This window comes from Halobacillus hunanensis (genome assembly GCF_900166655.1).
Classification (GTDB): domain Bacteria; phylum Bacillota; class Bacilli; order Bacillales; family Halobacillaceae; genus Halobacillus_A; species Halobacillus_A hunanensis.
Map to the genome: position 1 here is coordinate 513,685 of NZ_FVZB01000005.1, position 16,135 is coordinate 529,819.

At 41.2% G+C, this 16,135-nt stretch carries 15 protein-coding genes and 1 pseudogene; 11 read left to right on the top strand and 5 right to left on the bottom strand.

Features of this window, described 5'->3' with window-relative positions; genetic code table 11:
* The first annotated feature begins 3 nt into the window (after positions 1–3).
* Positions 4–837 (top strand): deoxyribonuclease IV, encoded by an 834-nt coding sequence (locus B5354_RS03520; protein WP_079525967.1) that lies wholly within the window; start codon positions 4–6, stop codon positions 835–837.
* A 15-nt stretch (positions 838–852) separates the two neighbouring features.
* On the opposite strand, the gene B5354_RS03525 is transcribed toward B5354_RS03520, so the two are convergent.
* Together B5354_RS03525 and B5354_RS20410 are read right to left on the bottom strand one after the other, a co-directional pair.
* The gene (locus B5354_RS03525; protein WP_079525969.1) at positions 853–1,410 is read right to left on the bottom strand and encodes a CBO0543 family protein; all 558 of its coding nucleotides are present in this window, start codon (positions 1,408–1,410) and stop codon (positions 853–855) included.
* A 185-nt stretch (positions 1,411–1,595) separates the two neighbouring features.
* Entirely contained in the window at positions 1,596–1,763 is a 168-nt protein-coding gene (locus B5354_RS20410) for a hypothetical protein (protein ID WP_176142397.1), read from the bottom strand.
* A gap of 164 nt (positions 1,764–1,927) precedes the next feature.
* On the opposite strand from B5354_RS20410, the pseudogene B5354_RS03530 reads away from it, so the two are divergent.
* The 3 genes and pseudogenes from B5354_RS03530 (at position 1,928) to B5354_RS03540 (ending at position 4,414) form a co-directional block, all read left to right on the top strand.
* Positions 1,928–2,418 (top strand): annotated as a pseudogene (locus tag B5354_RS03530) (DUF2243 domain-containing protein).
* A gap of 14 nt (positions 2,419–2,432) precedes the next feature.
* Positions 2,433–3,158, top strand: a complete 726-nt coding sequence (locus tag B5354_RS03535) for a cytochrome c oxidase assembly protein (RefSeq protein ID WP_079525971.1) — start codon at positions 2,433–2,435, stop codon at positions 3,156–3,158.
* 182 nt (positions 3,159–3,340) lie between these two features.
* Positions 3,341–4,414 carry a branched-chain amino acid aminotransferase gene (locus tag B5354_RS03540; protein ID WP_079525973.1) on the top strand — a complete coding sequence of 358 codons (1,074 nt, stop codon included), beginning with the start codon at positions 3,341–3,343 and terminating at the stop codon, positions 4,412–4,414.
* 46 nt (positions 4,415–4,460) lie between these two features.
* Here the strand turns inward: B5354_RS03540 and B5354_RS03545 are convergent, their stop codons facing one another.
* Positions 4,461–5,042: a YdhK family protein gene (locus B5354_RS03545; protein WP_079525975.1), complete on the bottom strand. Its 582-nt coding sequence runs from the start codon at positions 5,040–5,042 to the stop codon at positions 4,461–4,463.
* A 313-nt stretch (positions 5,043–5,355) separates the two neighbouring features.
* Positions 5,356–5,745 (bottom strand): hypothetical protein, encoded by a 390-nt coding sequence (locus tag B5354_RS03550; protein ID WP_079525977.1) that lies wholly within the window; start codon positions 5,743–5,745, stop codon positions 5,356–5,358.
* A 190-nt stretch (positions 5,746–5,935) separates the two neighbouring features.
* Here B5354_RS03550 and B5354_RS03555 point away from each other — a divergent pair, with 190 nt between their 5' ends.
* The 7 genes from B5354_RS03555 (at position 5,936) to cls (ending at position 14,430) form a co-directional block, all read left to right on the top strand.
* Entirely contained in the window at positions 5,936–6,481 is a 546-nt protein-coding gene (locus B5354_RS03555) for an SRPBCC family protein (RefSeq protein WP_217700245.1), read from the top strand.
* Positions 6,482–6,511: 30 nt separating this feature from the next.
* On the top strand, positions 6,512–6,712 hold the full coding sequence (locus B5354_RS03560; protein ID WP_079525979.1) for an alpha/beta-type small acid-soluble spore protein: 201 nt from the start codon (positions 6,512–6,514) through the stop codon (positions 6,710–6,712).
* A 605-nt stretch (positions 6,713–7,317) separates the two neighbouring features.
* Positions 7,318–10,134 carry a phosphoenolpyruvate carboxylase gene (gene ppc / locus B5354_RS03570; protein WP_079525983.1) on the top strand — a complete coding sequence of 939 codons (2,817 nt, stop codon included), beginning with the start codon at positions 7,318–7,320 and terminating at the stop codon, positions 10,132–10,134.
* Positions 10,135–10,301: 167 nt separating this feature from the next.
* Positions 10,302–10,994 (top strand): Na-translocating system protein MpsC family protein, encoded by a 693-nt coding sequence (locus B5354_RS03575; protein WP_079525985.1) that lies wholly within the window; start codon positions 10,302–10,304, stop codon positions 10,992–10,994.
* A 104-nt stretch (positions 10,995–11,098) separates the two neighbouring features.
* Complete coding sequence (locus B5354_RS03580) at positions 11,099–11,284, top strand: hypothetical protein (protein ID WP_079525986.1); 186 nt, start codon at positions 11,099–11,101, stop codon at positions 11,282–11,284.
* Between the two features lie 91 nt (positions 11,285–11,375).
* Positions 11,376–12,761: a DUF2254 domain-containing protein gene (locus tag B5354_RS03585; protein WP_079525988.1), complete on the top strand. Its 1,386-nt coding sequence runs from the start codon at positions 11,376–11,378 to the stop codon at positions 12,759–12,761.
* A gap of 166 nt (positions 12,762–12,927) precedes the next feature.
* Positions 12,928–14,430, top strand: coding sequence for a cardiolipin synthase (gene cls, locus B5354_RS03590; RefSeq protein WP_079525990.1), 1,503 nt, complete (start codon positions 12,928–12,930; stop codon positions 14,428–14,430).
* Between the two features lie 166 nt (positions 14,431–14,596).
* Here cls and B5354_RS03595 read toward each other — a convergent pair whose 3' ends face one another.
* Positions 14,597–15,952, bottom strand: coding sequence for an FAD-dependent oxidoreductase (locus B5354_RS03595; RefSeq protein ID WP_079525992.1), 1,356 nt, complete (start codon positions 15,950–15,952; stop codon positions 14,597–14,599).
* Positions 15,953–16,135 lie beyond the last annotated feature (183 nt).

Consider the following 16,135-nt stretch of genomic DNA (forward strand, 5'->3'; position numbering starts at 1 on the left):
ATAATGAATTTTGGCGCCCATGTCTCCATTCGTGATGGTTATTTAGGTGCTGCAAAAAAAGCTGCATCCATGAATGCTTCTGCTTTTCAGTACTTTCCTAAGAATCCAAGAAGTTTATCTGTCAAAGAAGTAAGTAAGGATGATGCTGCGCTTTGTAAGGAATTTAGTGAAAAGAATAACCTTATATCTGTCAGTCATTCTCCCTATCCAACGAACTTGACGCCAACGAGCTCAAGCAAAAGAAATCAAGTAGTTCAGTCGCTGTTAAACGACCTGGAGATCACCGATGCGTGTGGTTCGCTTGGGGTAGTTGTTCACTTTGGGAAGGAAATCAGTCAGAATGACCCGCTCGTTAGCTATCGATTGATGATTGAAGTACTCAATGAAACCCTCGGCCAATGGGACGGGGAATGTAAGATTCTTCTTGAAAACAATGCCGGGAAGCCTGGCACAATTGGGACTACTCTTGAAGAGCTTGTCCAAATTCGGCAGTTATGTGATGAACCTGAGAAAATTGGGTTTTGCTTTGACACGTGCCATGCTTTTGCAAGTGGTTTATGGAATGGAGAGGATTGGAGTGAATTATGGAATAAAGGGACAGAACTCGGTTATTTTGAACAATTAGAAGTAGTCCATTTTAACAATTCCAAATATGAGAGCGGGTCAGGAAAAGACCGCCACGCTAATATTGTCGATCATGGTTACATAACCAGTGACCAATTTGATCAACTTTTGATCACTCCACAATTAAGGGACATACCATTTATTCTGGAAACACCTAAAGAGATAGTTCCCCATCAAAAGGAGATTGCGCTTCTTCAAGAAAGATGGGGATAGAAGGATGATGTTTCTTTACATGGAAGTAAGCCTTTTGAGTCGACCTACAAACCACTTCAATATCACCCCAATGGCAATATAAATAGGGAAAGAATAGATGTGTCTCCACTCATGGAGTTCATATATATTCATCCAGACAAATAAAGGTTCGGCGATAAATGCACCACCAGCTGAGAGTATAATATGTGCCAAAACAAAGTTTCTCCAGCGTGGAAACCACTGATATATAAGCATGTGGGTTACAGGTAATAATGAATAATCTATAGGGAGTAACTCAGGCAGCATCTGGATCATCTTGGATTCATATGTCCATAGCCCCCATATCACTCCAATAGAGTCTAAAAATGCGGCAATTGCGGCTACAAATAATCCTAGAGTCATTATTTCAAATAAGCGGCTTTTATCGACGAGAATCCACCAGGGGATCCATGGAATAATCAGTATAATAAGGAGGAACCACCAATTAGAAGAGAACAGCACATGTTCCACCCAATAATCATAATGGGTGTCATACCATTTCTGCTGAATTTCATAGAGATGGACAGGATTTACAGTTGAAATGAGACTGCTCATGGGTAACGGCCCTCCTTCTGGTATATAAAAATAAACGGTGAATGCTATCGATGTTGTGAACTAAGTCGTACTCTTATTCTTCCTAAAAGAGAGGTATTTATTTAACACAATGGAAATTGTGAAGTACAAAGGTAAATGAAAAAAAGCTGCCGAACAAACTTTGGCAGCCCAGATTACAATCTTACTTATTTATCACCCTCATGGTTTTTCCAGTATGTTTCTTTCCCACTAACAGGACACACGGGAAAGTCCTCATTTTTATTAAAGGTGAGCCTTTCACCGGACTGGCACATATATTCTCCAGTCTTAGGCACCCCTTGTCCAGTTCTGTATTCACGGTAGTCTTCTTCCATTTACTCCACCTCCATCGGTTAACCTTGAGACTTATCGTTTCCTAAAAAATTGTTTTTAGCATGATCACTGCGATTTTGCCCACCGGTTTATGTTTAGTATCCTTGGGTGCGGGTAAAATGGTGAAAAATACCAAGGTACTATTAGTTTGGAGGGGTGTTTAGAGATGGAAACGAATACTGCCAATTTAACCCCAAGCGCACGCTCTGCCCGTAATTTATGTCGGGAATTTTATTTGGCATTGGACTGGTTGCTTTTTTAGATGAAATGGTTTTCCATCAGTTGTTGCATTGGCACCATTTCTACGACAAATCTACAACGGATGTAGGGCTGGTTTCTGATGGTCTCTTTCATGCTTTCAGCTGGTTTGCGACAATTGGCTCGTTGTTTATGGTTGCAGATCTGCGTCGTCGAAGGTCATTTTGGCTAAAAAGATGGTGGGGAGGCGTATTGATTGGGGCTGGTGCTTTCCAATTATATGATGGAACGATTCAGCATAAGTTGATGAGGATTCATCAAATTCGCTATGTGGAAAATCTTCTCCTGTATGACTTGATCTGGAATATTTCAGCTGCGCTCATGATAGTAATCGGCAGTGCACTTGCCATTCGTACACGGCGCAAATTAAAATCAGCATCCTCCCAGGTTTACCTGTAGTTCTATTTTTTGGAATGCTGTTCATATTATACATCTGGGCGGCCATCATAACTAGTAAGCAAAGTCGTCTCAGGTCATGGCCGATTCACAGGTACATATGTTGGTGTGCTGGCGTACTATGTGCTGGGGCAGCTATAGTTGGCCCATTAGCAAATAGAGCCCATTATGACTTTACGGCCCACATGACTGCTCATTTATTACTTGGTATGCTTGCTCCTCTACTTTTAGTTCTTTCTGCTCCGCTGACTCTATTGTTACGAACAGTTCCATTCCGAACCGCAAAAGTCTTTGCTAAGCTACTGAAGAGCTGGCCTGTCAGCCTGGTCAGTCATCCGGTCTCTGCCTCAACCCTTAATATCGGCGGACTGTGGCTTCTTTACATGACGAGCTTGTACGAAGCCATGCATCATAATTTGTTTGTCGGTTTAACCGTACATTTACATATGTTTTTAGCAGGCTATTTATTTACCGCTTCTATGATTTATATCGACCCGACACCGCATAGGTATAGTTTCGTTTATCGTGCGATCGTGTTAATTCTTACTTTGGCAGGGCATAGTATTTTATCAAAATATATCTACGTGCAACCTCCACCTGGCGTATCGGAAGCCCCTGGCCAACTGGGAGCGATGGTCATGTACTATGGGGGAGACCTCATTGACTTATTTCTAATTATCGTGCTTTGTTATCAATGGTACAGAGCTGCCCGTCCTCGCGTTACCATAGGCGTATGTCAATAAACAAAATTCTGATGGTTTTTACAAAGTACAGACAAACTTATGGCTATATAAATTTTTAATGAATTGGTGCGAAAGACTTTCATATGCAAGACGGATTCCGTACAATGATTACTAATTATACTTTTTGACTTTCAAGCGTCATAGAAGTAAACCAATACCAATTTCAGTTAGGAGTCCTGTCAATGAGTGAATATCAGCTTGAAATCGTAGAAACAGAAAACAAGAAACCGAAACCTGAAACAGATCATATTCCATTTGGGAGAACATTTACGGATCATATGTTTGTTATGGATTATGATACGGACAAGGGATGGTATAACCCACGGATTGTTCCTTATGAACCGCTGACGCTCGATCCTGCAGCCATGATTTTTCATTATGGACAGACGGTTTTTGAAGGGCTAAAAGCTTATCGGGCAGCAAATGATCGAGTTCTATTATTCAGACCTTCTAAAAACTTGCAGCGACTAAATCGTTCAAGTGAACGGCTTAGTATCCCGCCGATTGATGAAGAACGTGTGATGTATTATCTGAATCAATTGATCAGCCTGGAACAGGAGTGGGTTCCTTCCACACAAGGCACGGCATTATATATCCGGCCATTCATCATCGCCACGGAAACGAATCTGGCTGTGGCGCCGTCACATTCTTATAAATTTATGATTATTCTTTCGCCGGTGGGTCCTTATTTTTCCGGTGGCTTAAAGCCTGTTAAGATCAATGTCGAAGAGCAGTTTACACGAGCTGTTAAAGGCGGAACAGGTACGGCAAAAACGGCAGGGAACTACTCGTCAGGTTACCAGGCCCAAGCGAAAGCGAACAACGAGGGAAATGCAGATGTGCTCTGGTTAGATGGAGTAGAGAAACGATACATTGAAGAAGTTGGCAGCATGAATATCTTCTTTAAAATCAATGGAGAAGTAGTAACACCTGAATTAAATGGAAGTATCTTAAATGGGATTACAAGAATGTCGATCATTGAGTTGTTGAAAAAATGGGAGATCCCTGTAACTGAGCGCAAAATCTCCATCGCCGAATTGTATCAGGTGTACGAAGAGGGTGGCTTGGAAGAAGCCTTTGGAACTGGTACAGCTGCTGTTATTTCTCCAGTAGGGGAATTAAACTGGCTGGGTCATAAAATGGTGATCAACAACCATGAAATTGGGGAGTTATCTCAGAAACTCTATGATACAATTACGGGTATTCAAACAGGGAAAGTGGAAGATACTCATCAATGGACAGTCGAAGTAAAATAAGTGTGAGAAAAGGCGCCTGGCAAAAATGCGAGGCGCCTTAGTACTTTTACTTCTCAGATAATTCATTTTCTGTGACCCATTTATGGTTTGTTACCTCTTCTCCACCCGTAGTGGGGGTGTAAGTAATCATATAAACTGTAGTTTGTTTGGCAGACTCAATTTCCGCTGTAGCACCATGCATTCCCTTCATATGTGAAGCCTGAATGGTGACCTCAGTGCCGGGCTCAAGCGGTTCTTCACCTGGGTTCTTAATTTCTTCGTGAATGACCCATTTATGGTCTTCTACTCTTTCCCCGCCTGTTGTCGGAGTGTAGGAAACTACGTAGGCGGTCGTGTTAAAAGCGCCTTCTATAGTTGCTTCTGCGCCTTGCATCCCCTTCATATGGCCTTTCTCAATTACTACCTGACTGCCAACTTCAAAGGTTGGATCCTCTGCCTTTTCTAATCCCTCAGGGACTTCACCTGAACTGGAATGATTCATATCCGTATGGCTTTCAGTGTCTGATTGTGTTTTGGAAGTCTCCTCGTTGGTATCCTGATTTGATTCTTCGTTACTACTACTGCATGCTGCTAACATCATAGTGAAGATCAGAATTACGATGCCAGCCCACTGTCTTTTACCTATCATACAATACCTCCTTCTACCTATTATCGTTCTCTTATACTATACCCCCCTATAGTATTAAGTTCAATAATTAAATATTCCTAGATGTTTTTTTATGTTTAACAAAGAAAAAGCGCCGCTGAAACTTGTGCCGGCACTTTTTTCGTGGTTATATTTAGGTTTGCTGACGAAGGACAAACGATATTTATTCGGTGTCTTTTGTACGAGCAAGCTGTTGTTTATTCAGGGTTCCAGGTGGTTGTTCTGACCATCCATGATCAATCATAAGTTCGGCCCCTTAATTAGTGAATTAAGGAGACCTTCCCATTAGTAAACTCTACATTCTAACGATGATGGCGCCGCCGCCACTACCTTGCACACACTTGGTATCTTCTTGATCGTGCATGGATTGAAGTAATTCATGATACTGTGTCATTAATTGACTGATCTTTTCCATTTGGCTCTCCAGTCTGATGATGGCTTGCATCATATATTGCAAATCCGAAGAGGAACCGTTGTACGAAGGGACGGGATAGGGAGGGTATCCCTGACCATGGTAAGGGAGAGAACTCTGGTGGTGGGACCCCATCTGGTACATGTCATCGTGATGTGCACCGTGATGACCGCTATCGTCTTCAGCACCTCCGTGTCCTTGAGTTCCACCGCTTTCACCCTGGTTGTGACGGTAAGGATTCCACATAGGCTGGTATGGATCGTATGAAGACATCCTCTAACCTCCTTTCCTCATAAAGTAGTTTATTCGTTTATGTCTTTTCTTGGGTATAAACCTTCTAAAATGATTGATCTGCCTATTTGACGATGAACGAGATGAGCTCATCAAAAATCCTGTAGATTGAAGAGGTGTCTGGAAGGGAATGACACTACCAGACAATTTTTAATGGAAAGGGGAGAGATACTTGAAAATATATGTGAAGAAGGTGAAACAGCAACTCCCGATTAGTCTGGAGCACGCTTGGTCATTTTTCTCTAATGCAGGAAACTTATCAGACATTACGCCGTCCTGGATGAAGTTCGAGGTCACCGGCGAGCTGCCGGACAAGATGTATCAAGGGATGGTGGCAACCTATCGCATACAGCCCCTTAAAGGTATTACTTTGCGTTGGGTTACAGAAATTACTCACATGGTAGAGGGGAAATACTTCATCGACGAACAGCGGTTTGGACCTTATCGATTCTGGCATCATCAACACCATTTTAAAGAGATTGAAAGTGGTGTCGAAATGCAGATATCGTTCACTACGCTCTTCCCTTTGCCGCCATTGGCCGTTTCGCACATAAAATTAATGTGGAAAAAAAACTGCATGAAATTTTTCAGTACAGACGACAAAAACTTGAAGAACTATTTAAAGGGGGAGAGAGGCGCTCATAAGCGTGAGGGATGGAGATATTTAACACGTGTAAAGAACGGAAAGAGTTCTAATCCTAAGGATATGGAACAGTAAAGGTTCCAACCCCACGAGGAGTGATCAACGATGGCGGAAAACAATCGGAATGAATTGTTAGTGCCTGGTGCAGAAAATGCAATGGACCGGATGAAGGAAGAAATTGCAATGGAATTTGGTGTTGAGCTTGGTGCCGACACGACTGCGCGTGAAAACGGATCGGTGGGTGGCGAAATGGTCAAACAAATGATTAAAATCGCCGAGTCAAGTATGGCAGACAGAAACAAATAGCCTGAAGCAGCGGGAACTCATATTATATGGGTTCCCCTGTTTCAAATTTACATATTAAAGCCTTCTAATGGCTCTTTAACAAAAATCTCACAAGTCACTTTCTATTGGTATGTTCCACAATTGTCCAGTTGTTGAATCTGAGTAAGGCTCCGTATTTTTAAAAGAGAATGGGGGGTGGGGATGGGGCATAACTAAATTGCTTAAGTAAAAAGACGAATGAGGTGCTGTTTTAGCGAAGTATATTTGCGTAGCGGTTTATGTGCACCAATATAGTTTTTACTTAGTTCGGATTTTTATTTGATAAAAACACTTTTGTCCCACCTCACGGAAAGCGTGTTATTTCCACGATCACCATCTCCTCGTCCAGATGATGGAAGGGCTGCGAAGTATGAAACTCATTCAAATCGATGACAGAGAAATAATTTTTTTGAAAATAGGTAAATCTGCAAAAGTGATCAAATGATAGTTGCTTTATCCCTTGTGATATCTGTATAGTATCCGCTTTCATTCTTTTAAATCCTTTTATATTAGTAAGCGCTTACAAAAGTTCATGAATAGATTCATTCATTTGACTATCCAAAAAATTCTGATAACATAATTAAAATATGAGCGAGGTTACATCATCGCTCAACCAAATAAGACAATTACAGGATGGTGAAAGAGTGACAATCCAAAAAGAAAAAAATGACCATACTACACCACTTCGACGTGATGTGAGTCTCCTCGGACATATGCTTGGTGAGATTCTCGTTCATCATGGCGGAGAAGAATTATTAAACAAAGTGGAAACAATCCGTGAATTAACGAAAGAGCTTAGAAGAAACCGGGATACCTCTACCTATGAGCAATTAAAAACAGAAATCCAAACCCTTCAACCTCCGATGCGTTCGCAAGTCATCCGCGCATTCTCAATCTACTTCCACCTCGTGAATATTGCTGAGCAGAACCATCGTATTCGCAGGCGCCGTGAATACCAGCTTTTTGAAGACCAAGGGGTGCAGCCTTTTTCAATAGAAAGTGCGGTGCTCTCGCTTAAGGATCATCAAATCGATAAAGGGGTCATCCAGAATGTGCTCAACGAACTATCATTGGAATTGATCATTACGGCACATCCTACCGAAGCAACGAAACGAACGGTACTTGAAATTCAGAAGCGTATTGCTACGATTTTAAGACAGCTTGATCATCCTCAGTTAACGGATAATGAACGTGAACGTATTCAGGAGAGTCTGTTTAACGAAGTGACCGTACTGTGGCAGACCGATGAATTAAGGCAGCGTAAACCGACGGTCATGGATGAGGTTCGAAATGGTTTATACTATTTTGATGAGACGTTATTTGATGTACTTCCTGATATCCACCAGGAATTGGAGGATCGTCTAGAGGAAAGCTATCCTGAGGATGATTGGACAGTTCCTGACTTCCTTCGTTTCGGCTCCTGGATTGGTGGGGACCGTGATGGGAACCCGAATGTCACGCCAGAGCTTACATGGGAAACCCTTAAGAAACAGCGGGCGTTAGTTTTGAAAAAGTATGAGGCTGTACTTATTGAATTAATGAAGCGGTTTAGCCATTCAACGAATCGTGTAAGAGTAAGTGACGAACTCATTACTTCCGTTGAAAAGGACGAGTCCTTGATTCCTCTGGATAAAAGGTGGAAGGTCAAGGAAGAAATGTACCGTCGTAAATTTGCGGTAATCCTGGAACGTTTGCGCCAGGTAGGAAAGTCGGAAACAGGCTATCCATCTGACGATGACCTGCTTGCGGATCTGCATGTGATTCAAGACAGTGTGAAACACCATCAGCCGACGAAGCGTGAACTGAAAATGCTTAACAAGCTCGTGCGTCAAGTGAAGCTGTTCGGATTCCACTTAGCTACACTTGATATCCGTAACCATAGCGGGGAGCATGAAGCGGCCATCACGGAAATTCTGCAAAAAGTGAGCATTCATAGTGACTACGCGAAGCTTTCTGAATCGGAAAAAGTTGAGCTGCTCGAGGATGTCTTAAAAGATCCTCGTCCGATCACTCTTCTGAATGAGGACTATAGTGAAGAGACGCAGGAAATGTTGAAAGTGTTCCAATTGATTCGTGATGCTCATAAAGAGTTCGGAAAACGTTCGATTGAAGTTTATTTGATCAGTATGGCCGAGTCAGCAAGTGACATGTTAGAAGTGTTGGTGTTGGCGAAAGAAGCTGGAATTTATCGTCTGCACGCTGACGGCCGTGTAGAGAGTAACTTGAATGTCGCACCGCTGCTGGAAACGGTAGATGATCTAATAGCCGGTCCAGAAATCTTAAAAACACTGTTTGAAAAGGATATTTATAGTAAGCACTTAAAAGACCTAAATCATCATCAGGAAATTATGCTGGGCTACTCCGATGGCAGTAAAGATGGCGGTACGCTGACAGCGAACTGGAAATTATATAGGGCCCAGCAAGAGATTCATGAGATGGCAAAAGAGTACAATGTTGGCTTGAAGTTTTTCCATGGACGCGGCGGGTCGCTTGGCCGTGGTGGAGGTCCTCTAAATCGAAGCATTTTATCACAGCCAGCTGAAACATTGGGGGACGGTGTGAAAATTACGGAACAAGGTGAAGTATTATCTTCTCGCTACCTGCTGCGTGATATTGCCTACAGAAGTCTTGAGCAAGGTGTATCGACGCTAGTTGAGGGAGCGGCTCATGTGTCCAAAGAAACGGAACAAGTTGATCACCATGAGGCATCATGGACACAGGCCATGGAAGAAATGGCAGATGTCTCACTTGAAAAATATCAATCGCTCGTCTTCGCCGACAAAGACTTTTTAACGTACTTTAACGAGGCGACACCGCTTCAGGAGCTTGGTGAATTAAATATTGGTTCACGCCCGATGAAGCGGAAAGACAGTATGAAATTTGAGAATTTGCGTGCCATTCCTTGGGTTTTTGCCTGGACGCAAAATCGTCAGCTGATCCCCGCATGGTATGCGGCAGGCACAGGGCTTGAGGACTATGCATCTCGTAGTAACGATCACTTAAAGCAGTTACAGCATATGTATGAAAACTGGCCATTTTTCCGTTCCACGATTCATAATTTACAGATGGCCTTGACGAAGGCGGATATCCAAACCGCTCAAGAGTACACAAAGCTGGTCAAGGATCAGGAGCTTGGAGAACGAATTTTCCAAAATATTGTGGAGGAATACGAGAGGACGAAACAGGTTCTTCTGAAAATTACGGGAAACGAGGAATTGCTCGATCAGCAGCCGACAATTCAAGAGTCTGTAAAGCTGCGAAACCCATATGTAGACCCGTTAAACTTCCTGCAGGTTGAATTGATTAAGGATCTCCGTGAACATGGTGATGACAATGAGGAGACCCTCACGGAAGTACTGCTAACGATCAGCGGAATTGCTGCAGGTCTGCGAAATACAGGTTAATCTATATTAGAGGCTGTCGGTTTTGACCGGCAGCTTTTTTGTGGTGCGTAAACGGTTCCATATAGTACGTCATGGATAGGGAAATTTGCTATTGAGCAAAATAACCTTTAGAATGTATGGTTGAGACAGGAAAATAAAGTCCAGTCTATAAAGAGGGAATGAAGTGCATGGATAAGAAGTCATTGCAGTCAGAAGTAGCAAGTTATATAGGAAAGTTATTACGGGACAATTTTGGTAAGGGACCTTCTTCCGTGTATGCTTCAATTGAAGAACCGTATATCACCATCTATCTTCGAGGATTCTTAGCACCAATGGAGCGTGTACTCGTTGGCCAGGATAATGAAATGAAGGTAGAGGAAACTCGAGACCTATTAATGTACCAACTGTTGCCTGAGATTAAAGCAACTCTCAAACTTATGACGGGTTTCCAAGTAAATGAAATGTACTATGACTGGTCACTGACAAATCAGTCAGGGATGTTTGTATGTACGATATCTGATTGCGAGGAGAACGAGAATGAGTCGCTTGATTATTCTGCTAAAGAGAAGCTTCATGATGAAATTACCCGTGTAAGTGAACTAGCAGAGAAAGCACCAGAAAAAGTTGAGTCATATATGTTAAATTCCCGCACACTCCTCATAATCCGAGAGGGTATTCTCGTACGGATCGAGAAGGAATTAATTCGTTCCGGGTTTAGCGAGGTATTGAAACTAACGAAGCGAAAGCTAGAAAAAACTTTATTAAGACAATCTTATTGCGAAACGATCTTAGAACAAGAAGTGTTAGATGTTTTCGCAGACTGGGATTTTGATCAAGATAAAAGCTACATTCTCTTTATTTTAAAACCAAATACAAGGTAGAAATGAGCCGGACAATTAGAGCTGGACATAAGCCGAAAAGATACTAAATCTTTTCGGCTTTTTTATTTTATTTTTTGAGAATTTTGAATGGAAAGGAGTTCAAGATGAATTATATTATTATTGCTACAGATGATAACGGGCTACGAATCGAGTTTGATAAAAATGAACAGGAACTTCTCTTTGAAAGCTACGAGGAGGCTCAACAATTTATGGATCATATTAAAGAATCTAAGGTGCTTCCTGAGAAAAAGTATAAATTTATCATAGAGGAAAACAGAACCCGTTTATAATGGAATGACAAGAGGGATCTTTTGGGTTTGTATCTTCTATGTGGGGGAATAGAGAACTAGTTTTATAGTAGATTGAAGGAGGTTTGGTTTCTTGTTACTTGATGTATTACCAGTATCGCTAAGAAAATATTTAAAGATGTCCAAAAGACAGCGTAAAAATGAAATGCAATCCACTTTATGGTATATGCCTATTCTATACATAGGTCTAGCCATCTTGCTTGTAGCTGTAACGCTTTTTCTTGATTTAGTCGTAAATGTAGCACCATACACGTTTGAGATTTTACATTTTAATGCTTCGGTAACGAGGACGCTTGTGAGTACGTTGATTGGAGGGATTTTGACTCTAAGTGCGTTCACAATTAACTCTTTGCTCGTTGTGCTTACTACGTTCAGTGGTCAATTTTCTCCGCGGATGCTCTTAAATTTCACCTCGGATAAGCAAACACAGCATGCTCTTGGTGTCTTTAATGGGAGCTTTATCTATGTTCTGGTACTGTTTTTGTTTATTGGAAGTGCAGAAAACGAAGTGTTTGTCACAATTCCACTGGTGACGATAGCTCTGGCATTTATAGCATCCGTTACATTTATTTATTTTATTAACCACGCAACGACGTGGATGCAGGTCCATAATATTACCTATAGTATGAAAGAAGTGTCCGAAAAAATTGTCTACGATACGTTAAGGGTAGAATTGGAACCTTACCGTACAATAGAAAAAGGCGACTTGATGGAAGAGGAGCGTAAATTGGCTGAGCAAGTCAAAATAGAGACTTCAGGCTACTTGCAGCTGATCCATTATAGAAAGATGATTGAAGAGGCTGGGAAAGATAATATTATTATAGAACTACATTCACAAGTAGGAGATTATATTCTAGAGGGAAATGTTCTTTACAGCTTCTGGGGGCCGGGCGCTAAGAACGTTGACCAGAAGAAGTATCTCCAATTGATAGAAATGGGTCACAAGGAAACAGAAATTCAAGATATTCAAATGGGAATGCATAAGCTAGCCGAGATCGCTATCAAAGCTGTAGGAAATGATGACCCTAAGACAGCTGCGAACACCATTCATAAGATGACTGAACTTATGCTCTCGATAGATAGTTACATTACATTTACACCCTATTTGGCTGATGAGAATGGCCAAGTTCGCATTATTATGAAGGAAGAAACATTTGAGTACTATATTTACCGCGGTTTTGGTTTCATACGCCATTATGCCGGTGACAATCATTTGATTATTACGGAAATTATTAGCGGTCTGGCCATGGTTGCAGCATCTATTGACGAGTCCAAACATGAAGTGATATGGAAGTTTGGATGCAATACGTTAGACCATATTGAGAACAAACTTATCTATGAATTAGATAAGACCTTCTTATTGGAGGAATTCTATCAGCTTGCAAAGATAACCAATAACATTGACGGGTACAAGAAAATCGCAGAGAAATTTTACCCATCTGCAAATGAAAATGTCTAGATGAACGGTCAGCTTTCAGGATGAGGGTCTGACTTTAACATTTTTTTAGCGTTGGTGATCTATATAGTATGGAAAAGCTAAGAGGCCTTCTTAGCAGCACGTATAGTTGATCACTTTTGGCCAGACTGAATTTCTAGTCTTTTGTATTGAAGGAGTTTTTTCGAGAATGAAACAGGTTAGACAAATCTTTTTCGTGATTTTGTTGATTGTTAGCTTTTGTGTTGTGTTTTTAACCGCCTATCCCTTTTGGATTAAGACTTTGGCGCTAACTATTTATGTATCCGTTATTTTTTCAGTTTGTTACGTTCTCATGTTGGAGAACCGTTCACCTTATAAGACACTTTTATGGATGTATGCGATTATATTTTTTCCAGTAATCGGCTATATGTTTTTTGTCTATTCAGGCCAGCTGCAGGTCAAAGGTCATTTGTTTGAAAAGAAAAGAGAAGAAAATGAAGAGTATTTGCAAGGTCAGCTTATGCAAATCTCCTCCACTGGTTTAAATAATCTAAGCGAGGAAGAACGATTCATTTCTGAACTGATTACAAATGATGCCCACTTTCCAATCAGTTTTACATCAGACACACAAGTTTTGAAAAATGGATCAGAAACCTTTTCTGCCATCAAAGACGGTTTGAAGCAAGCCCAGTCCTTTATCCATATGGAATATTATACATTTCGGGATGATGGAATTGGGGAAGAGATCATTGAGATATTAATTGATAAAGCGAGTAAGGGTGTCGAGGTTAAAGTTATTTATGATGATGTCGGCAGTTTGAAAATGTCCAATCAGGCGATAAGCAGGATGGAAGAGTCAGGTGTAAAGACAGCTTGTTTCTTGCCGGTAAAAAGAGGTTTCTTTAATCAAAAAATTAACTTTAGAAATCATCGAAAAATTATTGTCGTTGACGGAAAAACCGGTTTTGTCGGCGGCTTAAATATTGGAGATGAATATTTGGGATTAGATCCTAATATAGGATTTTGGCGTGATACCCACTTGTTGGTGAAAGGCGAAGTTATTGGTAGCTTGCACGCTATATTTCTTGCTGACTGGTCCTACTTGACTGAAGAGCATCTTCCATTAAAGTCATATGGATTTGCCAAAGACGTAAAAGAACCCAAGGGGGGAGTTCAAGTAGTTGCTAGTGGCCCGGATGCCAATAGAGGGATCATGGGGGATCTTTATTTTACTATGATTTCATCTGCTAAACAATCGGTTTGGATTGCGACTCCTTACTTTGTTCCTAATAAAGATATACGAACAGCACTTGCTATGGCAGCGAAGAAAGGAGTCAATGTTAAATTAATGGTTCCCGAAGTTAGTGATGGCTTTCTTACTCAATATGGAACACGCTCATACTTTGATGAACTTCTGGACAAAGGTATTGATATTCATATGTATCGTAAAGGTTTTATGCACCAAAAAATTATGATTGTCGATGGTCGTTATGCTTCTATTGGAACGGCGAATGTCGATTTTAGGAGTTTAAACTTGAATTTCGAGGTCAATCTCTTTCTGTTTCGAACTGAAAGTGTAAAGAAATTAGTTCATAACTACGAACAGGACCTTAAGGACAGTATGAGAGTCAAAAGTTCACCTTATCGTAATAGAGGATTTCTTGTGAGGTCAAAGGAATCCTTTGCTAGACTATTTTCACCAGTATTGTAGAAGCGAAAAATTAACGGAAGGTAATTAAAGTTTGGAAACTAGACCATTAGCTGGAAAGCCTATATAATCTTCAGCCAACTTCAAAGGACTGAGTAGAACTAAAGCCAACAGAGTTCATTTCTGTTGGCTTTACTCTCGTATCCATTTTTTGAATCAGCAGATGGGTTTATACATATTCAGGCTGTTTTACTGTACGAAGGGCTGCCAAACCTGCCTTATTTAAAAAGTTCCATGGCTGGTTAAAGTGTGGCTGGAAGAAAAAGTCTACAAAAGCCAATTCATCGATTGTCATCCCCTGCTGGATACCAACAGAAATTGTGTTGATGGCTTGAGTAACATCTGCTTTTGATATCACCTGGGCACCTAGAAGGCGTCTTGTATCAGGGTCAAATGTTACTTTTACTTTTACGTTTTCTGCTGTAGGCATAAAGGCAGGGCGGTGCGTGTCCTCGATTGTGATGTTTTTCACATGAAAGCCCATGAGAGAAGCAGATGTTTCTGTTAATCCAGTAGAGGCCATGTTTAAATCGTAAATATGCAGTCCGGATGTGCCCTGCGTCCCAACATTTGCAATCGTTGGTTCCAATAAGTTCCGTGCGGCAAGTGTCCCCATACGAACAGCATTTGTAGCGAGTGGAATATAGGCATGACCTCCAGTCGGGTTATACTTGACTGCACAGCAATCGCCAGCTGCGAAAATGGATGGATTGCTTGTTCTCATATACTCATCAACAGTAATAGCTCCATTATCCAGCATATCAACTTTTCCTCTCAACAACTCAGTATTAGGTCGGAAACCTACACACATAATGACTAGATCTGTCTCATACTCATCTTTGTCTGTAATGACTTTGTTCACAGAGTCGTTCTGACCTTCGATGCGTTCCACAGTTTGTGTAAGAGCAAGCTTGATGCCGCGGTTGTGGAAATCAGTTTCTATTTCGTGAGTGAATTCAGCATCGAGATACTTATTTAAAATTCGTTCAGCCCCATCGATAAGCGTCACCTGTTTGCCAGCTTTTTCGAATGCTTCTACGAGCTCCACACCGATATATCCTGCACCGACAACGGTAACTCGTTCTGCTTTTTCAGCCCGTTCAATGATGGTATTGGCCTGATTGTAGTTTTTGGCTAACAGTACGTTATCAAGGTTTATCCCTTTGATCGGCGGGGTGACAGGCCATGATCCTGTCGTCATGATGAGTTTATCATAATCGTCGGTGACTTCCTCTCCCGTCACCAGGTTCGTTGCATGAATGAATTGTCGGTCTGTATCGATATCATGAACATCATGCTGTATCTTCATTGTAATGCCTAACCCTCTCATTTCTTCTGGGGAGGAGTAGAATAAGCCCTGAGGGTCATCAACAATACCTCCTACATATAGAGCAAGACCGCAAGATAAGAATGATACGTTGTCGTTTCGTTCATAAACAGTGATCGTTGAATCAGGATATAAATTCGCAATCGTAGTGGCTGCTGCTGTTCCGGCATGTGTACTTCCGATGACTGCAATTTTCATATGGTTATCCTCCTAGTTATAATTTGTGAAATACTTCACAAATTGATTGTAACCTTAGTATAATCGGAGAGTAGCTAATACACAAGCATCTTGCTCACTATTTCACAAATTGGTCAAAAGTATGGTATTGCTTAATGTGGAGCTGATAATAAAAACATCCTGCTTCTTATTTAGACGAAGCAG